The following is a 20,980-nucleotide window of genomic DNA, read 5'->3' on the forward strand; positions in this document are numbered from 1 at the left end:
TCACAGCGCCCCGAGCGCCTCCGCCACCGCGTCCTTGACCGCCTCCTCGGACGGCACCGGACGTCCCTGCGCGGCCGCCATCTCGGCCAGCGAGGTCATCGGAACGCTGGGCAGCCCACAGGCGGTGAACCTCGTGAACTCCTCCAGGTTCGAGGTGATGTTGAGGGCGAAGCCGTGGCTGGTGACCCCGCCGCGGATCCGCATCCCGATCGACACGAGCTTCCGGCCGGCGGGCGTCCAGACCCCGACCAGCGACTGCGCACCCGGCGGCGTGTCCCGGCGCACCGTCTCGAAGCCGAGCGCCGCGCAGGCCCTGATCAGGCCGTTCTCCACCTGGCGGACGATGTCGGCGGGGCCGCGTTCACGCAGGTCGATGACGAGATAGCCGATGAGCCGGCCCGGACCGTGGTAGGTCGCCTGCCGAGGTCGATCCGTTCAATATCACCCATGAAGCAGCATCCCTAACCAATACCTCGTAGAAGAATTAAGTGGAGCTTCACGATCGCGCTGCCGAAACTACTCCCATGACGACACCAGCCACCTCCGCCCCTCCCTTCGGCCGCGCCCTGTGCGCCATGATCACACCCTTCACCGAGGCGGGCGCGCTCGATCTCGACGGTGCGCAGCGGCTCGCAGCCCGACTGGTGTCCGAGGGCTGCGACGGTCTCGTGCTCTCGGGCACCACGGGAGAGTCGCCGACCACCACGGACACCGAGAAGTCCGCGCTCATCAGGGCCGTACGCGAGGCGGTCGAAGAGCGCGCGACGATCGTGGCGGGCGTGGGCACGTCCGACACCCGGCACACCGTGGAGCTGGCACTGGCGGCCGAAAAGGCGGGCGCGGACGGCCTGTTGGTGGTCACGCCGTACTACAGCCGGCCCCCGCAGGACGCGGTCGAGGCGCACTTCCGCGAGATCGCCGACGCGTCCGGACTGCCGCTCATGCTGTACGACATCCCGGGCCGCACCGGCACCCGCATCGAGCCCGGGACGATGATCCGGCTCGCGGAGCATCCGCGGATCGTCGCGGTCAAGGACTGCGCGTACGACCTCCTGGGCACCCAGAAGGTGCTGGACCGCACGGAGTTGGCGTACTACGCGGGCTGCGACGAGTACATCCTGGCCATGTACGCGGTCGGCGGCGCCGGATACGTGAGCACGGTCGCGAACGCCGTCCCGCGCCAACTCCGCGCGATCCTCGACGCGTTCGACGCGGGGGACACGGCGGGAGCCGCCCGTCTCCAGCAACGGGCCACGCCCCTCATCGAGCTGATGATGGCCTCGGGCCTGCCCGGCACGGTCACGGCCAAGGGGCTCCTCGATGCCCTGGGACTGCCGGCCGGCCCGGTCCGCTCTCCGCTGCGGCCCGCAGCCGGGGAGACGGTCGACGGACTGCTGTCGGCCTACCAGGAACTGGTCGAAGTGACCAGGAGGTGACGGGTGCGGTCACCGGGCACGGAATCCCGTCGCCCCGTCGCCACTGACTGTCATACGTTGGCGGAGTGAGCCGACCGCTGCTGTACCTCGACGTCGACGGCCCCCTCAACCCGTACGCCGCCCAGCCGGAGCGCCGCCCCGACGGCTACACGACAATCCGGGTGGCCCTGCACCCCGGGCGCGCCCTGCGGGTCTGGCTGCACCCCGGCCACGGTGAGGCACTGCTCGGCCTCGGCTACGACCTGTACTGGGCGACCACGTGGATGGACGCGGCGAACCGCTGGATCGGCCCGGTGATCGGCCTCCCGGAGCTGCCGTGGGTCGACTTCGGCACCGGCCTGTTCGCCTGGCGTTCCGACGGGGTCCACTGGAAGACCGAGGCGATCGTGGCGCACGCGGAGGGCCGTCCATTCGCCTGGGTGGACGACGAACAGAGCCCGGAGGACGAGGCGTACGTCGCCGCCCACCACCCCGGCCGGGCCTTGCTCCACCATGTCAATCCGCGGATCGGGCTGCGGGACGACGACTTCGCGGTGCTGGCGGAGTTCGCGACGACGGCTGCGAGCTAGCGACGACGACATCGGCCGGGTGCCCCAGTGCGGGAGCACCCGGCCGATGTCGGGTGGCTCAGTTGTGGCTGTGCAGGATCTCGTTCAGACCGCCCCAGACCGCGTTGTTCGGGCGGGCCTCGACCGCGCCCGTGACCGAGTTGCGGCGGAAGAGGATGTTCGAGGCGCCGGAGAGCTCGCGGGCCTTGACGATCTGGCCGTCGGGCATGGTGACCCGGGTGCCGGCGGTGACGTACAGGCCGGCCTCGACGACGCACTCGTCGCCGAGGGCGATGCCGACGCCCGCCTCGGCGCCGATCAGGCAGCGCTCGCCGATGGAGATGATCACGTTGCCGCCGCCGGACAACGTGCCCATGGTGGAGGCGCCGCCACCGATGTCCGAGCCGTTGCCGACCACGACACCGGCCGAGATGCGGCCCTCGACCATGGAGGTGCCGAGCGTGCCGGCGTTGAAGTTCACGAAGCCCTCGTGCATGACCGTGGTGCCCTCGGCGAGGTGCGCGCCCAGGCGGACCCGGTCGGCGTCGGCGATACGGACGCCCTTCGGGGCGACGTAGTCCGTCATGCGCGGGAACTTGTCGACCGAGGTCACCTGGAGGTGCAGGCCCTCGGCGCGTGCGTTCAGGCGGACCTTCTCGAGGTCGTCGACGGCGACCGGGCCGAGCGAGGTCCAGGCGACGTTCGCGAGGAAGCCGAAGATGCCGTCCAGGCTCTGGCCGTGCGGCTTGACCAGGCGGTGCGAGAGCAGGTGCAGACGCAGGTACACGTCGTGCGCGTCGATGGGCTTCTCGTCGAGCGAGGCGATGACCGTGCGGACCGCGACCACCTCGACGCCCCGGCGGGCGTCCGGGCCGATCGCCTTCGCCGCGCCCTCGCCGAGCAGCTCCACGGCCCGCTCGGCGGACAGCCGCTCGGTGCCGGCCGGACCGGGCTCGGCGGTGAGTTCGGGCGCGGGGAACCAGGTGTCGAGAACGGTGCCGTCGGCGGCGAGCGTGGCGAGGCCGGCGGCCACGGCACCGGTGGTACGAGGAGCAGTCGTGTCGGTCATAGGGGAAACCTAACGTGGCCGGGGGCGCGCGGGCGAACCGGTGAGCGAGCGTCTCACGTGCCGGGCCCTTCGACGCCACGCCCGGAGCGGGAGAGGCCGTCGACCGCGGAGGGCACCCGCTCCGCCACCAGCGCGCACCCGCCGACCGACCTCGCGGAGATCGTCCGCCCGCCCCGCCGGACCCCCGCTTCGGCCCGCGCCGCCTCGTCCTCAGGGTCCCCGGTTCGCAGCTTCCCTCCAGCCAGGGACACCACGACGGGCCGACCAGCGCGGACCGCCGCTACGTGCGCGCACCGCCCATCACCCGCGCCAGCATCTCCCTGGCATATCGCTCGTCATAGGGCACCCCCGTCAGCAGCACCTGAAGGCACACCCCGTCCATCAGCGCGAGAAGGGCGCGCGCGGTGACCGGGTCGGTGCGCCGAGCCAGCCGCTCGGCGGTCTCCTCGGTCCACTCGGCGGCGACGGGGCGCAGGGCGGGCCGACGCAGGGCCGCGAGATAGAGCTCGTACTCCAGCTCGATCCCCGTGCGGTCGCCGCCCAGCCACTCCCCCAGGAGCCGGGCGAGGTCCGCGGCGAGATCGCCTTCCGTGTCCTCCAGCAGACCACTGTCGGTGAGCGCCTTGGCGAAGCCCTCGTTCGCCTGTCGCAGTGCGGCGACCATCAGCTCGTCGAGCGTCTTGAAGTGGTACGTCGTGGAGCCGAGCGGAACGTCGGCCTCGGTGGCGACGGAGCGGTGGCTCAGTCCGCCGATGCCCTTCTTTCCCACGACCCGGATCGCCGCGTCGATGATCCGCTGTCGCCGCTCGGGGTCGTAGCGCCGGGGCATCAGTGCGCACCTCCCAGGTTCAGGACCGCCACGCCGCCGATGATCAGCGCGATCCCGGCGATCTTCGCGGCGCCCAGCCCCTCGCCGAAGAGCGTCAGTCCGATCGCGGCCACGACCGCGGTCCCGGCCCCGGACCAGATGGCATACGCCGTGCCGATCGACACGGTCTTCAGGGTCTGCGCGAGCAGGGCGAAGGAGACGACGTAACCGAGGACGGTGACCAGCGAGGGCCACAGTCTGCTGAAGCCGTCGCTGTACTTCATGGCGGTCGTGGCGACGACTTCGGAGGCGATGGCCGCGGCGAGGTAGGCGTATCCCATGCGTACGAGTGTACATATCGATATGTACGGCCGTACGCAAGCTGTCGGCGGGCGGCGAACCGGGCCCGGTTCCGCAGCCGCGGCGGATCGACCGCGCGGTCACCGCCCGGTGCGGGCCGCCTGGCACAGGGTGGACACCCGGGGACGGCGCGGCAGCCCGGCGGGGCGCTCCGGACGGCACCGGCGCGTTCGTAGCCGTGACGGGTGAGGGATTCGGCCGCCATCGCCCCGCAGCGGGATCTGCGCGGGCGTCAGCCGCTGCCGCCGACCGCCCGCCCGGGAGACGTCCGGTGCACGGGAGCCAGGTCCCGCGGCCGGGCACAGCTGGGTACGCGAAGCGGTGCGGTGCGGTCGTCCCGGGCGCGTGGTTCTCGCCCCAAGTACGCACCATGGCAGTGCGGTTGGCCCGCCGGGTCGGCGACCACGCCCTCGTGGCGCGGCTCGCGCCGGCTTTCCGGCCGAGCGTGCGCTCGGTGCGGGGAAACCGCTCTCCGAAACGGGTGCTGCAAGCCCGTCGCGTCCACTAATGTTTCACCGATCAACCACCCGGTGCCCACGGACGCCGCCGTTCCGCGTGCCCGTGACCCGGAGTCCCCTCTCTTTTCCTCTTGCTTTCCCCTTTGTGACACGACCACTTGACGATTCCGCGTACGCCGTCCGGCGACGCCGAAGGAACCGCGTATGTCAGAAACGAACCCCCCACCCGCTCCGGACCAGCCCGTCCCCTCCCCCGTGTGGGAGACCGGCGAGACTCCGGGCGAGGCCAGGCCTCCCGGGACGCGCAGACTCTGGGCGGCCGGCCTGCTCGCCGTGGCGGTCTTCTCCACCAGTGCGATAGCGATCTCCTTGCTGGGCAAGGCAGCTGATGGCTCGTCACCCCATACCGCGCGGGACACCGCGGCCGCGCTCGGCGACCCGGCCATGCCCGACGTCTCGTTGCCCGCCTCCCCTCTCTCCGCACCCAGCGGAAAGAGCGGTATGACCTCCGCCCAGCCGTCCCGGGCGGCCACGGACAGCTCGCCCTCCCCGCTGTCAGGGACGGAGACGGCCGCCTCCCAGCCGGCCGCACATCCGTCGAAGTCGGCCTCGGACACCGCGGACACCCCGCACAAGCCCACCACGTCCACCATCTGGAAGTCGGTCCGGTCGGTCAACTACCCGGACCGCTACTGGGACGTTCGCGGCGACTACGTGAAGCTCGACCCGGTCGGCTCGGCCTCCGCCCGGCAGAATGCCACCTTCAAGGTGGTCAAGGGCCTGGCCGACGCTTCCTGCTACTCCTTCGCCACAGCAGACGGCACGTATCTGCGCCACCGCAACTTCCTGCTGCGCGCCGAAGGCAACGACGGCTCCACACTCTTCAAGAAGGACGCGACCTTCTGCCCCCGCTCGTCGTCCTACTCCGGCGCGGTCATGCTGGAGTCGGCCAACTACCCGGGCCGCTTCCTTCGCCACCAGAACTTCCAGCTCCGCCTGGACCCGTACCAGTACAGCGACCTGTACCAGGCGGACTCGGCGTTCCGGCTGGTGGACGGGCTGGCCTGAGCACCCCGCTTACGGAGAACGGCGACGCCCAGCGGGCGTCGCCGTTTCTTCGCTTCAGGGAAGCCGGTGGATCTCAGACGTTGAACCCGAGCGCCCGAAGCTGCTCACGGCCGTCGTCCGTGATCTTGTCGGGGCCCCACGGCGGCATCCACACCCAGTTGATGCGCAGCTCGCTCACAAGACCGTCCGTCGCCGACTTCGCCTGGTCCTCGATGACGTCCGTCAGCGGGCAGGCCGCCGAGGTCAGGGTCATGTCGATCGTCGCGATGTTCGCGTCGTCGATGTGGATGCCGTAGATCAGGCCGAGGTTGACGACGTCGATGCCCAGCTCGGGGTCCACGACGTCGTACAGGGCCTCACGGAGTTCCTCCTCCGAGGCCGGCTTGATCTCCACGGTGTCGCTCATGCCGTCTTCCTTTCGGCGTCGGCTCCGCCCAGGGCCTGGGCCGTCGCGTCCTTCCACGCCATCCAGCTCAGGAGGGCGCACTTCACCCGCGCCGGGTACTTGGAGACACCCGCGAACGCGACCGCGTCCTCCAGGATGTCCTCCATCGCGTCGTCGGGCTCGATCCGGCCCTTGGACTGCATCAGCTCCAGGAACGACTCCTGGATCTTCTGCGCCTCGGCCAGCTCCTTGCCGACGAGGAGTTCGTTCAGTACGGAGGCCGAGGCCTGGCTGATGGAGCAGCCCTGGCCCTCGTAGGAGACGTCCTTGATCGTCGTGCCGTCGTACTTCACGCGAAGGGTGATCTCGTCGCCGCACGTCGGGTTCACATGGTGCACCTCGGCGTCGCCATCCCTCAGACCACGCCCGTGCGGGTTCTTGTAGTGGTCCAGGATGACTTCCTGGTACATCGAATCCAGCTTCACGGTCTCAGCTCACGTCCTTCAGCCGAAGAAGTTCCGTACGTGCTCCAGCCCCTCGACCAGTGCGTCGATCTCGGCCGGCGTGGAGTACAGATAGAACGACGCTCGCGTGGTCGCAGGAATTCCGTACCGCAGGCACACCGGGCGGGCGCAGTGGTGGCCGACCCGGACCGCTATGCCCTGCTCGTCGAGGACCTGGCCCACGTCGTGCGGGTGGATGTCGCCGAGCGTGAAGGAGATCGCCGCGCCCCGGTCCTCGGCCGTGGTCGGGCCGATGATCTTCAGGTCGGGGACCTCGGTCAGCCTCTTGACCGCGTACTCGGTGAGCGCGTGCTCATGGGCGAGGATCTTGTCCATGCCGATCGAGTTGAGGTAGTCGATCGCCGCGCCGAGGCCGACCGCCTGCGCGATCGGCGGCGTGCCCGCCTCGAACTTGTGGGGCGCCGGGGCGTACGTCGAGGAGTGCATCGAGACCGTCTCGATCATCTCGCCGCCGCCGAGGAACGGGGGCAGGTCCTCCAGCAACTCCTGGCGGCCCCACAGCACGCCGATGCCGGTCGGGCCGCACATCTTGTGGCCGGTGAAGGCCACGAAGTCGGCCTGGAGGGCCTGGACGTCCAGCGGCATGTGCGGCGCGGCCTGGGAGGCGTCGATGCACACCAGCGCACCGACCTCCTGAGCGCGGCGCACGATCGCCTCGACCGGGTTGACCGTGCCCAGGATGTTGGACACCAGGACGAAGGAGACGATCTTCGTCTTCTCCGTGATGATCTCGTCGATGTTGGAGAGGTCGAGGCGGCCGTCGTCGGTCAGCCCGAACCACTTCAGCTTCGCGCCGGTGCGCTGCGCGAGCAGCTGCCACGGCACGATGTTGGAGTGGTGCTCCATCTCCGTGATGACGATCTCGGTCTCGTGGTCCACCCGGTAGGGCTCGTCGGCCCAGCCCAGCATGTTCGCCACGAGGTTCAGCGATTCGGAGGCGTTCTTGGTGAAGATCACCTCGTCGCGGCTCGGCGCGTTGATGAACGCGGCGACCTTGTCGCGCGCGCCCTCGTACAGCGCCGTGGCCTCCTCGGCGAGCACATGCACACCGCGGTGGACGTTGGCGTTGTAGCGCTCGTAGTACTCGCTCAGGACGTCCAGCACCTGGCGCGGCTTCTGCGAGGTCGCCGCGTTGTCCAGGTACACGAGCTTCTTGCCGTCATGGACCAGCCGGTCCAGGACGGGGAAGTCCTTACGGATCGCCTCGGTGTCGAGGAGGCCCGGCAGCTGTGTCACGCGGATACGCCACCCTTCGTGTATGCCTCGTAGCCCTCGTCCTCCAGCTTGTCGGCGAGCTCCGCGCCACCGGACTCCACGATCCGGCCGGCGGAGAAGACGTGGACGAAGTCGGGCTTGATGTAGCGCAGGATGCGCGTGTAGTGGGTGATCAGCAGGGTGCCGACCTCGCCCGTCTCACGGACGCGGTTGACGCCCTCGGAGACGATGCGGAGCGCGTCGACGTCCAGACCGGAGTCGGTCTCGTCGAGGATCGCGACCTTCGGCTTGAGCAGCTCCAGCTGGAGGATCTCGTGGCGCTTCTTCTCACCGCCGGAGAAGCCCTCGTTCACGTTGCGCTCGGCGAAGGACGGGTCCATGTTGAGGCGCTCCATGGCCTCCTTGACCTCCTTCACCCAGGTGCGCAGCTTGGGGGCCTCGCCGCGGATGGCGGTGGCGGAGGTGCGCAGGAAGTTGGAGACCGAGACGCCGGGGACCTCGACCGGGTACTGCATGGCGAGGAACAGGCCGGCGCGGGCGCGCTCGTCGACGGACATCTCCAGGACGTCCTCGCCGTCGAGGGTGACGGTGCCGCCGGTGATCGTGTACTTCGGGTGACCCGCGAGCGAGTAGGCGAGGGTCGACTTGCCCGAGCCGTTGGGGCCCATGATGGCGTGCGTCTCGCCCTGCTTCACGGTGAGGTCGACGCCCTTGAGGATCTCCTTCGTGGCGTTGTCGGCCTCGACGGTGACGTGCAGGTCTCGGATTTCAAGCGTTGCCATGGGTGCCTCAGGACTCCTGGGTGAGGGAGACGAGCACGTCGTCCCCTTCGATCTTTACGGGGTATACGGGGACGGGGCGCGTCGCGGGAAGGCCGGACGGCTTGCCGGTGCGGAGGTCGAAGCTGGAGCCGTGCAGCCAGCACTCGATCTGGCAGTCCTCCACCTCGCCCTCGGAGAGCGAGACGTTCGCGTGGGAGCAGATGTCGTAGATCGCGAACACCTCGCCCTCGGTCTTGACGACCGAGATGGGCGTGCCGTCGAGTTCCACCCGCTTCGGGGTGTCCTCCTCCAGCTCGCTCAGCGCACAGGCCCGAACGAAACCGGCACGGTCGAAGGCGCTCATGCGACCGACGCCTCCAGCTCTTCCTCGATCTTGGCGATCAGGCGCTCCTCGATGTCCTGGACGCCGATCTGCTGGACCAGCTCGGCGAAGAAGCCACGGACCACCAGGCGACGGGCATCGTGCTGCGGGATACCACGGGCCATCAGGTAGAAGAGCTGCTCGTCGTCGAAGCGGCCGGTGGCGGAGGCGTGGCCGGCGCCGACGATCTCGCCGGTCTCGATCTCCAGGTTCGGGACCGAGTCGACCCGCGCGCCGTCCGTCAGGACGAGGTTGCGGTTCATCTCGTAGGTGTCCGTGCCCTCGGCCTTTGCCTCGATGAGCACGTCGCCGATCCACACCGCGTGCGCGTCGTCGCCCTGGAGCGCGCCCTTGTAGACGACGTTCGACTTGCAGTGCGGGGTGTTGTGGTCGACGAAGAGCCGGTGCTCCTGGTGCTGACCCTTGTCGGTGAAGTAGAGCCCGAACAGCTCGGCCTCGCCGCCGGTGCCGGCGTAGGTGACGCGCGGGTGCAGTCGTACGACGTCGCCGCCGAAGGTCACGACGATCGACTTGAAGGAGGCGTCCCGGCCCACCAGCGCGTTGTGCTGGGCCACGTGCACGGCCTTGTCGTCCCAGTCCTGGACCGACACGACGGTCAGCTTGGCGCCGTCGCCCAGGATGTAGTCGACGTTGGCGGCGAGCACCGCGTCACCGGTGTGGTCGATGACGACGACGGCCTCGGCGAAGGCACCGAGCTCGATGACCTGGTGACCGTAGGCGACCCCGCCCTCGCCGTGCACGGCGATGCGGATCGGCTCGGTGAGCACCGTCTCCTTGGGGACGGTGACCACGCCGGCCTGCTCGAACGCCGAGTACGCCTGCGCGGCCACGCGGTCCACCGGGGTGCCCGCCTTGCCGAGCCGCGCGTCGTCGCGGCCGACGGTTTCGACGGTGACGCCCTCGGGCGCCTCGACGGCGACCTTCACGCCCTCGCCGTTCGCGACGGCGGTGCCGTCGTGCAGCCCGCGCAGGCGCTCCAGCGGCGTGAACCGCCACTCCTCCTCGCGGCCGTGCGGCACCGGGAAGTCCGCCACGTCGAAGGACGGGGGCGCGCTCATGCGGGTGGCGACGGTCGACTCGGCGGCCACCGCGATCTGGCCGGCGGTGGTGGAGCCCACCGGGATGTTCTGGGCCTCAGCCATGGCTGTCGTACTGCTCGCTTTCTTGCGGTTGCGATCCTCGGCCCGCTGTCAGCGGGCCGCCGGCTGCTTCTTCGGGCGGCGCGTCAGCCGACCGCACCCTCCATCTGCAGCTCGATCAGCCGGTTGAGCTCCAGCGCGTACTCCATGGGCAGCTCCTTGGCGATCGGCTCGACGAAGCCGCGCACGATCATCGCCATCGCCTCGAACTCGGTCAGACCGCGGCTCATCAGGTAGAAGAGCTGGTCCTCGGAGACCTTGGAGACGGTCGCCTCATGGCCCATGGACACGTCGTCCTCGCGGACGTCGACGTACGGGTAGGTGTCGGAACGCGAGATCGTGTCGACGAGCAGGGCGTCGCACAGCACGTTGGACTTCGAGCCCGCGGCGCCCTCACCGATCTCGACCAGGCCGCGGTACGAGGTACGGCCGCCGCCCCGCGCCACCGACTTGGAGACGATGTTGGACGAGGTGTTCGGCGCCATGTGGACCATCTTGGAACCGGCGTCCTGGTGCTGGCCCTCGCCCGCGAAGGCGATGGAGAGGGTCTCGCCCTTGGCGTGCTCGCCCATCAGGTAGACGGCCGGGTACTTCATCGTCACCTTGGAGCCGATGTTGCCGTCGATCCACTCCATGGTCGCGCCCTCGTAGGCCACGGCGCGCTTGGTGACCAGGTTGTAGACGTTGTTCGACCAGTTCTGGATGGTCGTGTAACGGCAGCGGGCGTTCTTCTTGACGATGATCTCGACGACCGCGGAGTGCAGCGAGTCCGACTTGTAGATCGGGGCCGTACAACCCTCGACATAGTGCACGTAGGCACCCTCGTCGACGATGATCAGGGTCCGCTCGAACTGGCCCATGTTCTCCGTGTTGATACGGAAGTAGGCCTGGAGCGGGATCTCCACGTGGACGCCCGGCGGGACGTAGATGAAGGAGCCGCCCGACCACACGGCGGTGTTGAGGGAGGCGAACTTGTTGTCACCGACCGGGATGACGGTGCCGAAGTACTCCTTGAAGAGCTCCGGGTGCTCCTTCAGCGCGGTGTCGGTGTCCAGGAAGATGACGCCCTGCTCCTCCAGGTCCTCGCGGATCTGGTGGTAGACGACCTCCGACTCGTACTGGGCGGCGACACCGGCGACGAGGCGCTGCTTCTCGGCCTCCGGGATGCCCAGCTTGTCGTAGGTGTTCTTGATGTCCTCGGGCAGGTCCTCCCAGGACTCCGCCTGCTTCTCCGTGGAGCGCACGAAGTACTTGATGTTGTCGAAGTCGATGCCCGACAGGTCCGAGCCCCAGTTCGGCATGGGCTTCTTCTCGAAGAGGCGCAGGCCCTTGAGACGGAGCTTGGTCATCCACTCCGGCTCGGACTTCTTCGCCGAGATGTCCCGGACCACGTCCTCGCTCAGACCACGCTTCGCAGAGGCGCCGGCCTCGTCGGAGTCGGCCCAGCCGTATTCGTAGTTGCCCAGGCCCTCGAGTTCGGGGTGAGCAGTCTCCGTGGGGAGAGTCATGCGGGGTTCCTCCCGGCCGTGCTGGCAGATGCGTTGTGGGTGGTCTCGGAAATCTTCGAGGCGTTTGACGCCTTGGGGATGAACGTCGTGCAGACGCCGTCGCCGTGCGCGATCGTCGCCAGTCGCTGGACGTGCGTGCCGAGCAGCTGGGAGAAGATCTCCGTCTCGACCTCGCACAGCTGCGGGAACTGTTCCGCGACATGAACGACCGGGCAGTGGTGCTGGCAGAGCTGCTCCCCGACCGGTGCGCTGCGCGCCGTAGCAGCGTACCCGTCCACGCTCAAGGCCTTGGCCAGTGCTTCGGTGCGCTCCTCGGGGGCGGCTTTCTCGATCGCCTTCCGGTAGGCGGTGGCCTGCTCGGCGAGCCTGGCGCGCGCGAAGGCGACGACCGCCTCGTCCCCGCCGTACCGCTGCTGGATCCAGCGCAGGGCGTCCGCGGCGAGCTTGTCGTACGACTGGTCGAAGGCGTCGCGACCGCAGTCGGTGAGGGCGAAGACCTTGGCGGGGCGACCGCGCGTCCGCGCTCCGTACACACGCTGCTCGCGAGCCTCTACGACGTCGTCGGCCACAAGTGCGTCGAGGTGCCGCCGCACGGCCGCCTGGGTGAGCCCCAGCCGCCCGGCGAGTTCGGCGACGGTCGACGGGCCGTGATCCAGGATGGACCGCGCGACCCGGTTGCGCGTCGAGCGCTCCCCGGTCGCGAGCTCTTCCTGAGGGGCCCCCGTGGGGGTCTCCTGAGCCTCGCCGACGTTTTTCACAACGCCATTGTTGCGTAATTCCTCAAAGCCTGACAAGCGCCGTCCGACGGCCCGGCGGTGCCGTGCATCACTTAGGCATACCTAAACCGACCTGCGGAAACGATCTTTGATCGATCAAACCGGCGACGCCCACCGCACCGCTCCGAACTGCCGCCGAACCGTACGGACACCCCCTCCGACCAGCTCCAGAGGACGACGCACGGCTGTCCCCCGAGGCACACGCGGTCGCACGAGGAGTGGTTTGCGGACCCCCTCGTCCGCCGCCCGGCCGGTTTCCGGCCCCCCTCACCCGGCACCCGATCCGCCTACCTAGACTCTGGACCCATGCGAACTGAGCCGGTCCTCCAGGTCCACGCCCTGGTGAAGCGGTACGGCACGAAGACCGCGGTGGACGGCCTCGACCTGGTGGCCCGGGCTGGGGTCACCGCCGTACTCGGCCCCAACGGGGCGGGCAAGACCACCACGATCGAGACCTGCGAGGGGTACCGGAAGCCGGACTCCGGCACGGTACGCGTCCTGGGCCTCGATCCGATCCGCGAAGCCTCCGCCCTGCGCCCCCGCACAGGCGTCATGCTCCAGTCCGGCGGCGTCTACTCGGGCGCCCGCGCCGACGAGATGCTCCGCCATGTCGCCAAGCTCCACGCCCACCCGCTGGACGTCGACGCGCTGATCAAGCGACTGGGCCTTGGCAGCTGCGGACGCACGACGTACCGACGGCTGTCGGGCGGGCAGCAGCAGCGGCTCGCGCTCGCCATGGCCGTCGTCGGGCGCCCGGAGCTCGTCTTCCTGGACGAGCCCACCGCCGGCCTGGACCCCCAGGCCCGCCGGGCCACCTGGGACCTCGTACGCGACCTGCGCGACGACGGCGTGTCCGTGATCCTGACCACCCACTACATGGACGAGGCCGAGCAGCTCGCCGACGACGTCGCGATCATCGACGCCGGTCGGGTCATCGCGCAGGGCTCCCCCGAGGAGCTGTGCCGCGGCGGCGCCGAGAACACCCTGCGCTTCACGGGCCGGCCGGGCCTCGACGTGGCATCCCTGCTGAAGGCCCTCCCGGCGGACTGCACGGCGGCGGAACTGACGCCGGGCGCGTACCGCGTCGTCGGCAAGATCGACCCGCAACTGCTCGCGACGGTCACCTCCTGGTGTGCCCAGCACGGGGTGATGCCGGACCGGATCTCCGTCGAACGGCACACCCTGGAAGACGTGTTCTTGGAGCTCACGGGCAAGGAGTTGCGCTCATGATTCCGGTCGGCACACCCCTCGGCCGGGGGTCCGGCCCGCGGCGCGGCCGCAATCGGACAGAGTGCCCCCCGGGAAGACACAGCCTGGACCTCACCGGCAAGGAGCTGCGCTCGTGACCACCGTCGGTACCTACGCGCCGAAGCCCGGCGCCGCGCCCCTGCCCCGCATGATCGTGGCACAGGCCGCGCTGGAGACGCGGATGCTGCTCCGCAACGGCGAGCAGCTTCTGCTGACCGTTGTCATCCCGACCCTGCTGCTGGTGCTCTTCAGCTCCGTCGACATCGTGGGCACCGGTGCCGGCAAGGCCGTCGACTTCCTCACCCCCGGCATCCTCGCGCTCGCGGTGATGTCGACCGCGTTCACCGGTCAGGCCATCGCGACCGGCTTCGAGCGCCGCTACGGGGTGCTGAAGCGGCTCGCCTCCTCGCCGCTCCCCCGCTGGGGGCTGATGGCCGCCAAGACGGCCTCGGTCCTGGTCACCGAGGTCCTCCAAGTGATCCTGCTCATGGTGATCGCCTTCTCGCTGGGCTGGTCGCCGCACGGCGACCCGTTCAGCGTGCTCCTCCTCCTCGTCCTGGGCACGGCCGCCTTCTCCGGCCTCGGCCTGCTGATGGCGGGCACGCTGAAGGCCGAGGCGACCCTGGCCGCCGCCAACCTGGTCTTCCTGCTGCTGCTCGTGGGCGGCGGCGTGATCGTGCCGATGGACAAGTTCCCCTCCGGGGCCCAGGACGTGCTCGGTCTGCTCCCGATCTCCGCGCTCTCGGACGGCCTGCGGGACGTGCTCCAGCACGGGGCCGGAATGCCCTGGGGCGACCTGGGGATCCTGGCCGTGTGGGCCGTCGTGGGGCTGGCGGCGGCCGGGAAGTTCTTCCGCTGGGAGTGAGGCGCTGCGGGACCTGCGGAAGTGGGTCCCCGCGGACGGGAACACCCTCCGCGGCCCGACCCCTCGTGAAACCGTGCACAAGCTGCCCCCTACGATGAAGGACGTGCCAAACGTGACCCGCGCCGATGCCGTAGCGGCCGTGCGCAACCCGCTCGCCTTCATCGCCGCACGCTGGACCCCGCATCCCCGGACGGTTCAGCGGGCGGCGCTCGCCGCGCTCGTCATGTCGGTGGTCATCGTCGTCACCGGCGGTGCCGTGCGCCTGACCGGCTCGGGGCTCGGCTGCCCGACCTGGCCGCAGTGCACGGACGACTCGCTGACCACGACCAGCGCCATGGGCGTGCACGGCGTCATCGAGTTCGGCAACCGCATGCTGACGTACGTGCTGTGCGCGGCGGTCGGCTGGGCGATCCTCGCCGCGCGCTCCGAGAAGCCGTACCGGCGCAGCCTGACGCGGCTCGGCTGGGCTCAGTTCTGGATCGTCATGAGCAACGCGGTCCTCGGCGGCATCGTGGTCCTCGTCGGCCTCAACCCGTACACCGTCGCCGCCCACTTCCTGCTCTCCACCGCGCTCATCACCGTGGCCACGGTCATGTGGCAGCGCACACGGGAGGGTGACGCGGCGCCGCGTCCGCTGGTCGGCAAGGCCGTGCAGCAGCTGGTGTGGTTCCTGGTCGTCGCCTCGGTGCTGCTGATCGCGGTCGGCACGGTGGTCACCGGCGCGGGCCCGCACGCGGGCGACTCCAGCGACGTCGAGCGCATCCCGATCGACTGGGAGACGGTCGCCAAGCTGCACGCCGTGCTCGCCTGGATCGTGGTGACGCTGACCTTCGCCCTGTGGTTCGTCCTCAAGGCGGTCGACGCGCCCCCGGGACCGCTGCACCGCACCCGCGAGCTGTTCCTGGTGCTGCTGGGGCAGGGCGTCATCGGCTACGTCCAGTACTTCACGCACCTTCCCGAGGTCCTGGTGGGCCTCCACATGTTCGGGTCCTGCGTGATGTGGATCTGGGTGCTCCGGGTGCTGCTGTCGCTGCGCGAACGCCCCGCGGTGACCGCGGATCTTCCGGGTCCGTCGACGGAGTCGGCCCTCACCAGCGCGTGACGCCCGCCCCTGGAAGCCGTACGGGGCGCCGAACCCCGTAGGGCTCACCCAGCCGCACTCACACGGCATCCCGTACGGCTGACCCATTCCGCACGCACGCGACATCCCCCTACGGCTGACCCATGCCGCACGCACGCGACATCCCCGTACGGCTGACCCATGCCGCACGCACGCGACATCCCCGTACGGTTGACACATGCCGCACGCACGCGGCGTCCCGGTTACGGCTGACCCATGCCGCACGCACACGGCTTCACCGCAGCTCGTACACCCGCCGCGCGTTCCCCGCCGCGATCATCCCCGCCACCCGCTGCGCGTCCTCAAGTGACCAGGCGCCCTCGGCGACCCAGCCGCCCAGCACCCGGGAGAGCGCCTCGCGGAACAGGCGGGCGCCGATCACATGGAGTTCGGGCAGGCCGTGGGCGCCGCTGGAGAAGAGGAGCTTGCCGAAGGGGGCCAGCTCCAGGATCTCGGCCAGGACGGCGGCGGCCCGGGCGCCCGTCCGCACGAGCGCCGCGCCCAGGTCCGCGTACACGTGCGGGAACACCCCGGCCAGATGCGCCGCGTGCCGGTGGTACGGATAGCCGTGCAACAGGACGAGATCCGTGCCGAGCCCGGCCGTGGCGCGGACGAAGTCGGTGAGCAGGACCGGGTCGGTGCGGTCGACGCGCAGGCCTGGTTCGCCGAGGCCCGCGTGGAGCTGGAGGGGCCGGCCCGAGGCCACCGCGCTCCACAGCAGATGGCGCAGCAGAACCGGATCCGACAGAGCGCCGCCCACACGACGGCCCGCGAGCCAGCGTCCGGCCGCGCCCCGGACCTCCCCCGGCCCCGGCGGCTCCGGCGCGAGCGCCAGACCGTGCCGTACGCCCGCGAGCGAGGTGAACGCGACCGCGTTCGCCGCCGCCCCATGGATCGACTCGGCGAGATTGGCGAGAAACGACTCGACCGTGCCGGAGGTGTCGGCCACCTGTTCGGCGAGCAGTTCGAGGCGGACGATCTCGTGCGCCTCGGCGTCTCCCGTCGAGGCCATCTCGGTGGGCCCGGTGAGGTCGCCGGGCAGCCCGGTGTCGACCAGGTACGTGGTGATGCCGCTGCCCCGCAGCAGTCTGCGCGCCGACTCCAGGACACCCAGCTCGCGGCGCCGGGCGAGATAGCGGGCCGGGGGGCAGTGCGGCTCCAGATCGAGCAGCGGTGGACACCAGCGGCGTACGGCGAAACCCGTCTGGGTGTCGAAGAGAGTGGTGCCCGCCGCGGGCGGACCCTCGGTACGGGCGAGATGGGTCTCGAAGGTGCCGAGACCCAGCTCGGTGCGCAGGACGCCGTGGCAGTACTGGTCCACCAGGGACGGCGTTTCGATCATCCGGACTCCCCGTGTCTGGACCGTGCCTCCTGAAGGTCCTAACGGGTGAACCGGGCGCGAGGTGTTGCTATCGGGCGGTGCGCTTGCCGCCCACCTGAATTCCGGCCATGCGCGTCCACTCGTACGGGCCGGTCTTCACCTTGCCCGCGAACTCGCCGTCGAAGGCCTCGTGGACCGTGATCCCGGCCTTCTGAACCGCCTGCTCGGCGATCGCGAACGTCGGGGCGACGAGGTCGCCCCAGCCGCCGTCCCCGCCGACGAGCACGATCCGGGCGCCCCGCTCACCGATGTACGCCACCTGTCCCTCGGCACCGCCGTGCGCCTTGGCGAAGGCGCTGATCTCCTTGGCGAGCCGGGCCGCCTTGCGCTCGGCCTTGGCGGCCTGCTTGGCGTCGGTGCCCTCGTCAACCTGCTTGGTGTCTGCCATGGTCAGGATGCTACTCACGGGTAGATCGACTGGCGAGAGCACGAGGGCGTGTGCTGGGCCACGCCCTCAGCGCAGGAACGGATCCACCGCGACGGCGACGAAGAGGATGGACACATAGGTGATGGACCAGTGGAACAGGCGCATCTCCTTGAGCTTGGCGCCCGTCACCTCGGCCTTCGCCCGGCTCTGCAGTCCGTGCGCCTCCCACAGCCAGAACCCGCCGGCCGCCAGCGCCACCACCGTGTAGAACCAGCCCGTGTAGCCGAGCGGGGTGAGCAGCAGCGAGACCGCGACCATCACCCAGCTGTAGATGACGATCTGGCGGGCGACCACCTTGTTGGAGGCGACGACCGGCAGCATGGGCACGCCCACGCGCGCGTAGTCCTCCTTGACCTTCATGGACAGCGGCCAGTAGTGCGGCGGCGTCCAGAAGAACATGACGAGGAAGAGGATGACCGGCGCCCACGACATGGAGTTCGTGACGGAGGACCAGCCGATCAGGACGGGCAGACAGCCCGCGATGCCGCCCCACACGATGTTCTGCGACGTACGTCGCTTGAGGATCATCGTGTAGACGACGACGTAGAAAAGGAGCGCTCCGAGCGACAGCCAGGCGGACAGCCAGTTGACGGTGAAACCGAACAGCAGCGTCGAGACGACCGCCAGCGTGATGCCGAAGGCGAGGCACTCACGCGGACTGACCATGCCGGTCACCAGGGGGCGCTGCGACGTGCGCTCCATGAGGGCGTCGATGTCGCGGTCGATGTACATGTTGAGCGCGTTGGCGCCGCCCGCGGAGAGGTAGCCGCCGATGCAGGTGAGCAGCACCAGCCTGAGGCTCGGCACCCCTTGCTCGGCGAGGAACATCACCGGAACGGTGCTGATCAGCAGCAGCTCGATGATCCGCGGCTTGGTCAGCGCCACGAACGCCTTGACACGGGCCCCAAACGGCCGCTGGCCCCGGCTGTTGCTCGTCCCGAGCACTCCCGGCGGACGGGATTCGACGGCCGTCACGTACACCCCTGACAGAGACATCCCAGCGAGCCCCGGCTGTGAACGCCGGGTAAAGGCTCGCGCGTACCCACGCAACTGTAGACGTTGCCCACAGCCCGCCCTTCGCGGGGGTGGGTCGTGTTGGGGGCGGTCGCACGGTCCGCGAGGCGCTGCCCGACCGATGCGCACGGGAGGCGAACGAGCAATGAAAAATGCGCCGGGCAGCGCTCGATTGAGCAGTCGGATGAGCGGCTCCGTATTCATTTGCCAAATGCCGATAAGCCCAGTCGGGAGGCGGATCCGGGCGACTCCCGGCAGTCTGGAATGACTCGAAAAGACGCACGTACTTACGGGATAGGCTCAGCAACGGCCGGTGGGCGCCCAGTGCACCGGCATTCGAAACATGTGGAGAGGAGCCCTGACCCAGGGTGAGCACCAAGCCGACCACAACAGACCTCGAGTGGACCGAGCTGGACCAGCGGGCCGTCGACACCGCCCGCGTCCTGGCCGCCGATGCCGTACAGAAGGTCGGCAACGGCCATCCGGGTACGGCGATGAGCCTGGCTCCGGCCGCCTACACCCTCTTCCAGAAGGTGATGCGGCACGACCCGGCAGACCCCGACTGGACCGGGCGTGACCGCTTCGTGCTGTCCGCCGGCCATTCGTCCCTGACCCTTTACACCCAGCTCTACCTGGCCGGTTTCGGTCTGGAGCTGGACGATCTGAAGGCCTTCCGTACGTGGGGCTCCAAGACTCCGGGTCACCCGGAGTACGGGCACACCAAGGGCGTCGAGACGACGACCGGCCCGCTCGGCCAGGGTGTCGCCAACGCGGTGGGCATGGCCATGGCCGCCCGCTACGAGCGCGGCCTGTTCGACCCGGAGGCCGCGCAGGGCGCCTCGCCCTTCGACCACTTCATCTACTGCATCGCCGGTGACGGCTGCCTTCAGGAGGGCATCTCCGCCGAGGCGTCCTCACTGGCCGGCCACCAGAAGCTCGGCAACCTGATCCTGCTGTGGGACGACAACCACATCTCGATCGAGGGTGACACGGAGACCGCGGTCTCCGAGGACACCGTCAAGCGCTACGAGGCGTACGGCTGGCACGTGCAGCGCGTGGCGCCGAAGCCGGACGGCGACCTGGACCCGCACGCCCTCTACAACGCGATCGAGGCCGCGAAGAAGGTCACGGACCGGCCGTCCTTCATCGCGATGCGCTCGATCATCGCCTGGCCGGCCCCGAACGCGCAGAACACCGAGGCCGCGCACGGCTCGGCGCTGGGCGAGGAGGAGGTCGCGGCCACCAAGCGCGTGCTGGGCTTCGACCCGGAGAAGTCCTTCGAGGTCACCGACGAGGTCCTGGCCCACACCCGCAAGGCGCTGGAGCGCGGCCGTGAGGCCAGGGGCGTGTGGGAGAAGTCCCTCCAGGAGTGGCGGGACAACAACGCCGAGCGGGCCGCCGAGTTCGACCGCGTCCGCAAGGGCGAGCTGCCCACCGGCTGGGAGGAGAAGCTCCCGGTCTTCGAGGCGGGCAAGGGAGTGGCCACGCGTGCCGCCTCCGGCAAGGTCCTCCAGGCGCTCGGCGCGGTCATCCCCGAGCTGTGGGGCGGCTCCGCCGACCTGGCCGGCTCGAACAACACCACCATCGACAAGAACAGCTCCTTCCTGCCGGCGGACAACCCGCTGCCGGGGGCCGACCCGTACGGCCGCACGATCCACTTCGGTATCCGCGAGCACTCCATGGCCGCGGAGATGAACGGCATCGCGCTGCACGGCAACACCCGTATCTACGGCGGCACCTTCCTGGTGTTCTCCGACTACATGCGCAACGCCGTGCGCCTGTCGGCCCTGATGCACCTGCCGGTGACGTACGTGTGGACGCACGACTCCATCGGCCTGGGCGAGGACGGCCCCACCCACCAGCCCGTCGAGCACCTGGCCTCGCTGCGCGCCATCCCGGGCCTGAACATCGTCCGCCCGGCCGACGCCAACGAGACCGCGATCGCCTGGCGCGAGATCCTCAAGCGCTACACCAAGGAGTTCGGCAAGGGTGCCCCGCACGGCCTCGCGCTGACCCGCCAGGGCGTGCCGACGTACGAGCCCAACGAGGACACCGCGCGCGGTGGTTACGTGCTGTTCGAGGCCGAAGGCGGCGAGGCGCAGGTGATCCTGATCGCCACCGGTTCCGAGGTGCACGTGGCCGTCGAGGCGCGCGAGCAGCTCCAGGCCGACGGGGTGCCGACGCGGGTGGTGTCGATGCCGTCCGTGGAGTGGTTCGAGGAGCAGGAGCAGGGGTACCGGGACAGCGTCCTGCCGCCGTCGGTGAAGGCGCGCGTCGCGGTGGAGGCCGGGATCGGCCTGACCTGGCACAAGTACGTCGGGGACGCGGGCCGCATCGTTTCCCTGGAGCACTTCGGTGCTTCCGCCGACGGCAAGGTCCTCTTCCGTGAGTTCGGTTTCACTGCCGAGAACGTGGCCGCAAAGGCCCGGGAATCCATCGCCGCCGCCCAGCGCTGACGCTCATATAC

General features: G+C 69.7%; 21 protein-coding genes and 1 pseudogene. 7 read left to right on the forward strand and 15 right to left on the reverse strand.

Annotation, left to right across the window (positions count from 1 at the left end; all coding sequences use genetic code 11):
* Positions 1 to 420: pseudogene (gene lipB, locus Q2K21_RS25545) on the reverse strand (lipoyl(octanoyl) transferase LipB); the annotation flags it as partial.
* A gap of 104 nt (positions 421 to 524) precedes the next feature.
* Here lipB and dapA point away from each other — a divergent pair.
* Both dapA and Q2K21_RS25555 read left to right on the forward strand, forming a co-directional pair.
* Complete coding sequence (gene dapA / locus Q2K21_RS25550; RefSeq protein WP_310775421.1) at positions 525 to 1,436, forward strand: 4-hydroxy-tetrahydrodipicolinate synthase; 912 nt, start codon at positions 525 to 527, stop codon at positions 1,434 to 1,436.
* Between the two features lie 65 nt (positions 1,437 to 1,501).
* The gene (locus Q2K21_RS25555; protein ID WP_310775423.1) at positions 1,502 to 2,005 is read left to right on the forward strand and encodes an HAD domain-containing protein; all 504 of its coding nucleotides are present in this window, start codon (positions 1,502 to 1,504) and stop codon (positions 2,003 to 2,005) included.
* 58 nt (positions 2,006 to 2,063) lie between these two features.
* Here the strand turns inward: Q2K21_RS25555 and dapD are convergent, their stop codons facing one another.
* The 3 genes from dapD to Q2K21_RS25570 form a co-directional block, all read right to left on the reverse strand.
* Positions 2,064 to 3,053 (reverse strand): 2,3,4,5-tetrahydropyridine-2,6-dicarboxylate N-succinyltransferase, encoded by a 990-nt coding sequence (gene dapD, locus Q2K21_RS25560; RefSeq protein WP_310775425.1) that lies wholly within the window; start codon positions 3,051 to 3,053, stop codon positions 2,064 to 2,066.
* Between the two features lie 280 nt (positions 3,054 to 3,333).
* Positions 3,334 to 3,882 carry a TetR/AcrR family transcriptional regulator gene (locus Q2K21_RS25565; RefSeq protein ID WP_310775427.1) on the reverse strand — a complete coding sequence of 183 codons (549 nt, stop codon included), beginning with the start codon at positions 3,880 to 3,882 and terminating at the stop codon, positions 3,334 to 3,336.
* Positions 3,882 to 4,202, reverse strand: coding sequence for a DMT family transporter (locus Q2K21_RS25570; RefSeq protein ID WP_310775429.1), 321 nt, complete (start codon positions 4,200 to 4,202; stop codon positions 3,882 to 3,884). Before Q2K21_RS25570 ends, Q2K21_RS25565 begins: the two co-directional genes overlap by 1 nt.
* 681 nt (positions 4,203 to 4,883) lie before the next feature.
* Between Q2K21_RS25570 and Q2K21_RS25575 the strand changes: the two genes are divergently transcribed.
* Positions 4,884 to 5,747 carry an AbfB domain-containing protein gene (locus Q2K21_RS25575; RefSeq protein WP_310775431.1) on the forward strand — a complete coding sequence of 288 codons (864 nt, stop codon included), beginning with the start codon at positions 4,884 to 4,886 and terminating at the stop codon, positions 5,745 to 5,747.
* A gap of 73 nt (positions 5,748 to 5,820) precedes the next feature.
* On the opposite strand, the gene Q2K21_RS25580 is transcribed toward Q2K21_RS25575, so the two are convergent.
* From Q2K21_RS25580 to Q2K21_RS25615, 8 genes are all read right to left on the reverse strand, one after another.
* Entirely contained in the window at positions 5,821 to 6,153 is a 333-nt protein-coding gene (locus Q2K21_RS25580) for a metal-sulfur cluster assembly factor (protein WP_310775433.1), read from the reverse strand.
* Complete coding sequence (sufU, locus tag Q2K21_RS25585; RefSeq protein ID WP_310775435.1) at positions 6,150 to 6,617, reverse strand: Fe-S cluster assembly sulfur transfer protein SufU; 468 nt, start codon at positions 6,615 to 6,617, stop codon at positions 6,150 to 6,152. Before sufU ends, Q2K21_RS25580 begins: the two co-directional genes overlap by 4 nt.
* Positions 6,618 to 6,635: 18 nt before the next feature.
* Positions 6,636 to 7,892, reverse strand: coding sequence for a cysteine desulfurase (locus Q2K21_RS25590; protein ID WP_310775437.1), 1,257 nt, complete (start codon positions 7,890 to 7,892; stop codon positions 6,636 to 6,638).
* Positions 7,889 to 8,653, reverse strand: a complete 765-nt coding sequence (gene sufC / locus Q2K21_RS25595; RefSeq protein ID WP_310775439.1) for a Fe-S cluster assembly ATPase SufC — start codon at positions 8,651 to 8,653, stop codon at positions 7,889 to 7,891. Before sufC ends, Q2K21_RS25590 begins: the two co-directional genes overlap by 4 nt.
* A 7-nt stretch (positions 8,654 to 8,660) precedes the next feature.
* Positions 8,661 to 8,996: a non-heme iron oxygenase ferredoxin subunit gene (locus Q2K21_RS25600; RefSeq protein ID WP_310775441.1), complete on the reverse strand. Its 336-nt coding sequence runs from the start codon at positions 8,994 to 8,996 to the stop codon at positions 8,661 to 8,663.
* Positions 8,993 to 10,177 carry a Fe-S cluster assembly protein SufD gene (sufD, locus tag Q2K21_RS25605; protein WP_310775443.1) on the reverse strand — a complete coding sequence of 395 codons (1,185 nt, stop codon included), beginning with the start codon at positions 10,175 to 10,177 and terminating at the stop codon, positions 8,993 to 8,995. The genes Q2K21_RS25600 and sufD overlap by 4 nt, the downstream gene beginning before the upstream one ends.
* Before the next feature lie 83 nt (positions 10,178 to 10,260).
* On the reverse strand, positions 10,261 to 11,682 hold the full coding sequence (gene sufB, locus Q2K21_RS25610; protein WP_310775445.1) for a Fe-S cluster assembly protein SufB: 1,422 nt from the start codon (positions 11,680 to 11,682) through the stop codon (positions 10,261 to 10,263).
* On the reverse strand, positions 11,679 to 12,440 hold the full coding sequence (locus tag Q2K21_RS25615) for a helix-turn-helix transcriptional regulator (protein WP_310775447.1): 762 nt from the start codon (positions 12,438 to 12,440) through the stop codon (positions 11,679 to 11,681). Before Q2K21_RS25615 ends, sufB begins: the two co-directional genes overlap by 4 nt.
* Positions 12,441 to 12,764: 324 nt before the next feature.
* Here Q2K21_RS25615 and Q2K21_RS25620 point away from each other — a divergent pair, with 324 nt between their 5' ends.
* The 3 genes from Q2K21_RS25620 to Q2K21_RS25630 all read left to right on the forward strand — a co-directional run bounded on the left by Q2K21_RS25620 (position 12,765) and on the right by Q2K21_RS25630 (position 15,673).
* On the forward strand, positions 12,765 to 13,688 hold the full coding sequence (locus Q2K21_RS25620; RefSeq protein ID WP_310775449.1) for an ABC transporter ATP-binding protein: 924 nt from the start codon (positions 12,765 to 12,767) through the stop codon (positions 13,686 to 13,688).
* Between the two features lie 166 nt (positions 13,689 to 13,854).
* Complete coding sequence (locus Q2K21_RS25625) at positions 13,855 to 14,571, forward strand: ABC transporter permease (protein WP_310781233.1); 717 nt, start codon at positions 13,855 to 13,857, stop codon at positions 14,569 to 14,571.
* A 94-nt stretch (positions 14,572 to 14,665) separates the two neighbouring features.
* Positions 14,666 to 15,673, forward strand: coding sequence for a COX15/CtaA family protein (locus tag Q2K21_RS25630; protein WP_310775451.1), 1,008 nt, complete (start codon positions 14,666 to 14,668; stop codon positions 15,671 to 15,673).
* Positions 15,674 to 15,926: 253 nt separating this feature from the next.
* On the opposite strand, the gene Q2K21_RS25635 is transcribed toward Q2K21_RS25630, so the two are convergent.
* The 3 genes from Q2K21_RS25635 to Q2K21_RS25645 all read right to left on the reverse strand — a co-directional run bounded on the left by Q2K21_RS25635 (position 15,927) and on the right by Q2K21_RS25645 (position 18,480).
* Positions 15,927 to 17,033 (reverse strand): amidohydrolase family protein, encoded by a 1,107-nt coding sequence (locus Q2K21_RS25635; RefSeq protein ID WP_310775453.1) that lies wholly within the window; start codon positions 17,031 to 17,033, stop codon positions 15,927 to 15,929.
* Positions 17,034 to 17,100: 67 nt separating this feature from the next.
* A complete protein-coding gene (locus Q2K21_RS25640) occupies positions 17,101 to 17,460 on the reverse strand; it encodes a hypothetical protein (RefSeq protein ID WP_310775455.1) in 360 nt (119 codons plus the stop codon).
* A gap of 66 nt (positions 17,461 to 17,526) precedes the next feature.
* The gene (locus tag Q2K21_RS25645) at positions 17,527 to 18,480 is read right to left on the reverse strand and encodes a heme o synthase (RefSeq protein WP_310781235.1); all 954 of its coding nucleotides are present in this window, start codon (positions 18,478 to 18,480) and stop codon (positions 17,527 to 17,529) included.
* A 401-nt stretch (positions 18,481 to 18,881) separates the two neighbouring features.
* Here Q2K21_RS25645 and tkt point away from each other — a divergent pair, with 401 nt between their 5' ends.
* Positions 18,882 to 20,969: a transketolase gene (gene tkt / locus Q2K21_RS25650; protein WP_310775457.1), complete on the forward strand. Its 2,088-nt coding sequence runs from the start codon at positions 18,882 to 18,884 to the stop codon at positions 20,967 to 20,969.
* The last annotated feature ends 11 nt before the right edge of the window (positions 20,970 to 20,980 follow it).

Origin of the sequence: Streptomyces sp. CGMCC 4.7035, from assembly GCF_031583065.1 — a bacterium.
GTDB lineage: Bacteria > Actinomycetota > Actinomycetes > Streptomycetales > Streptomycetaceae > Streptomyces > Streptomyces yaanensis.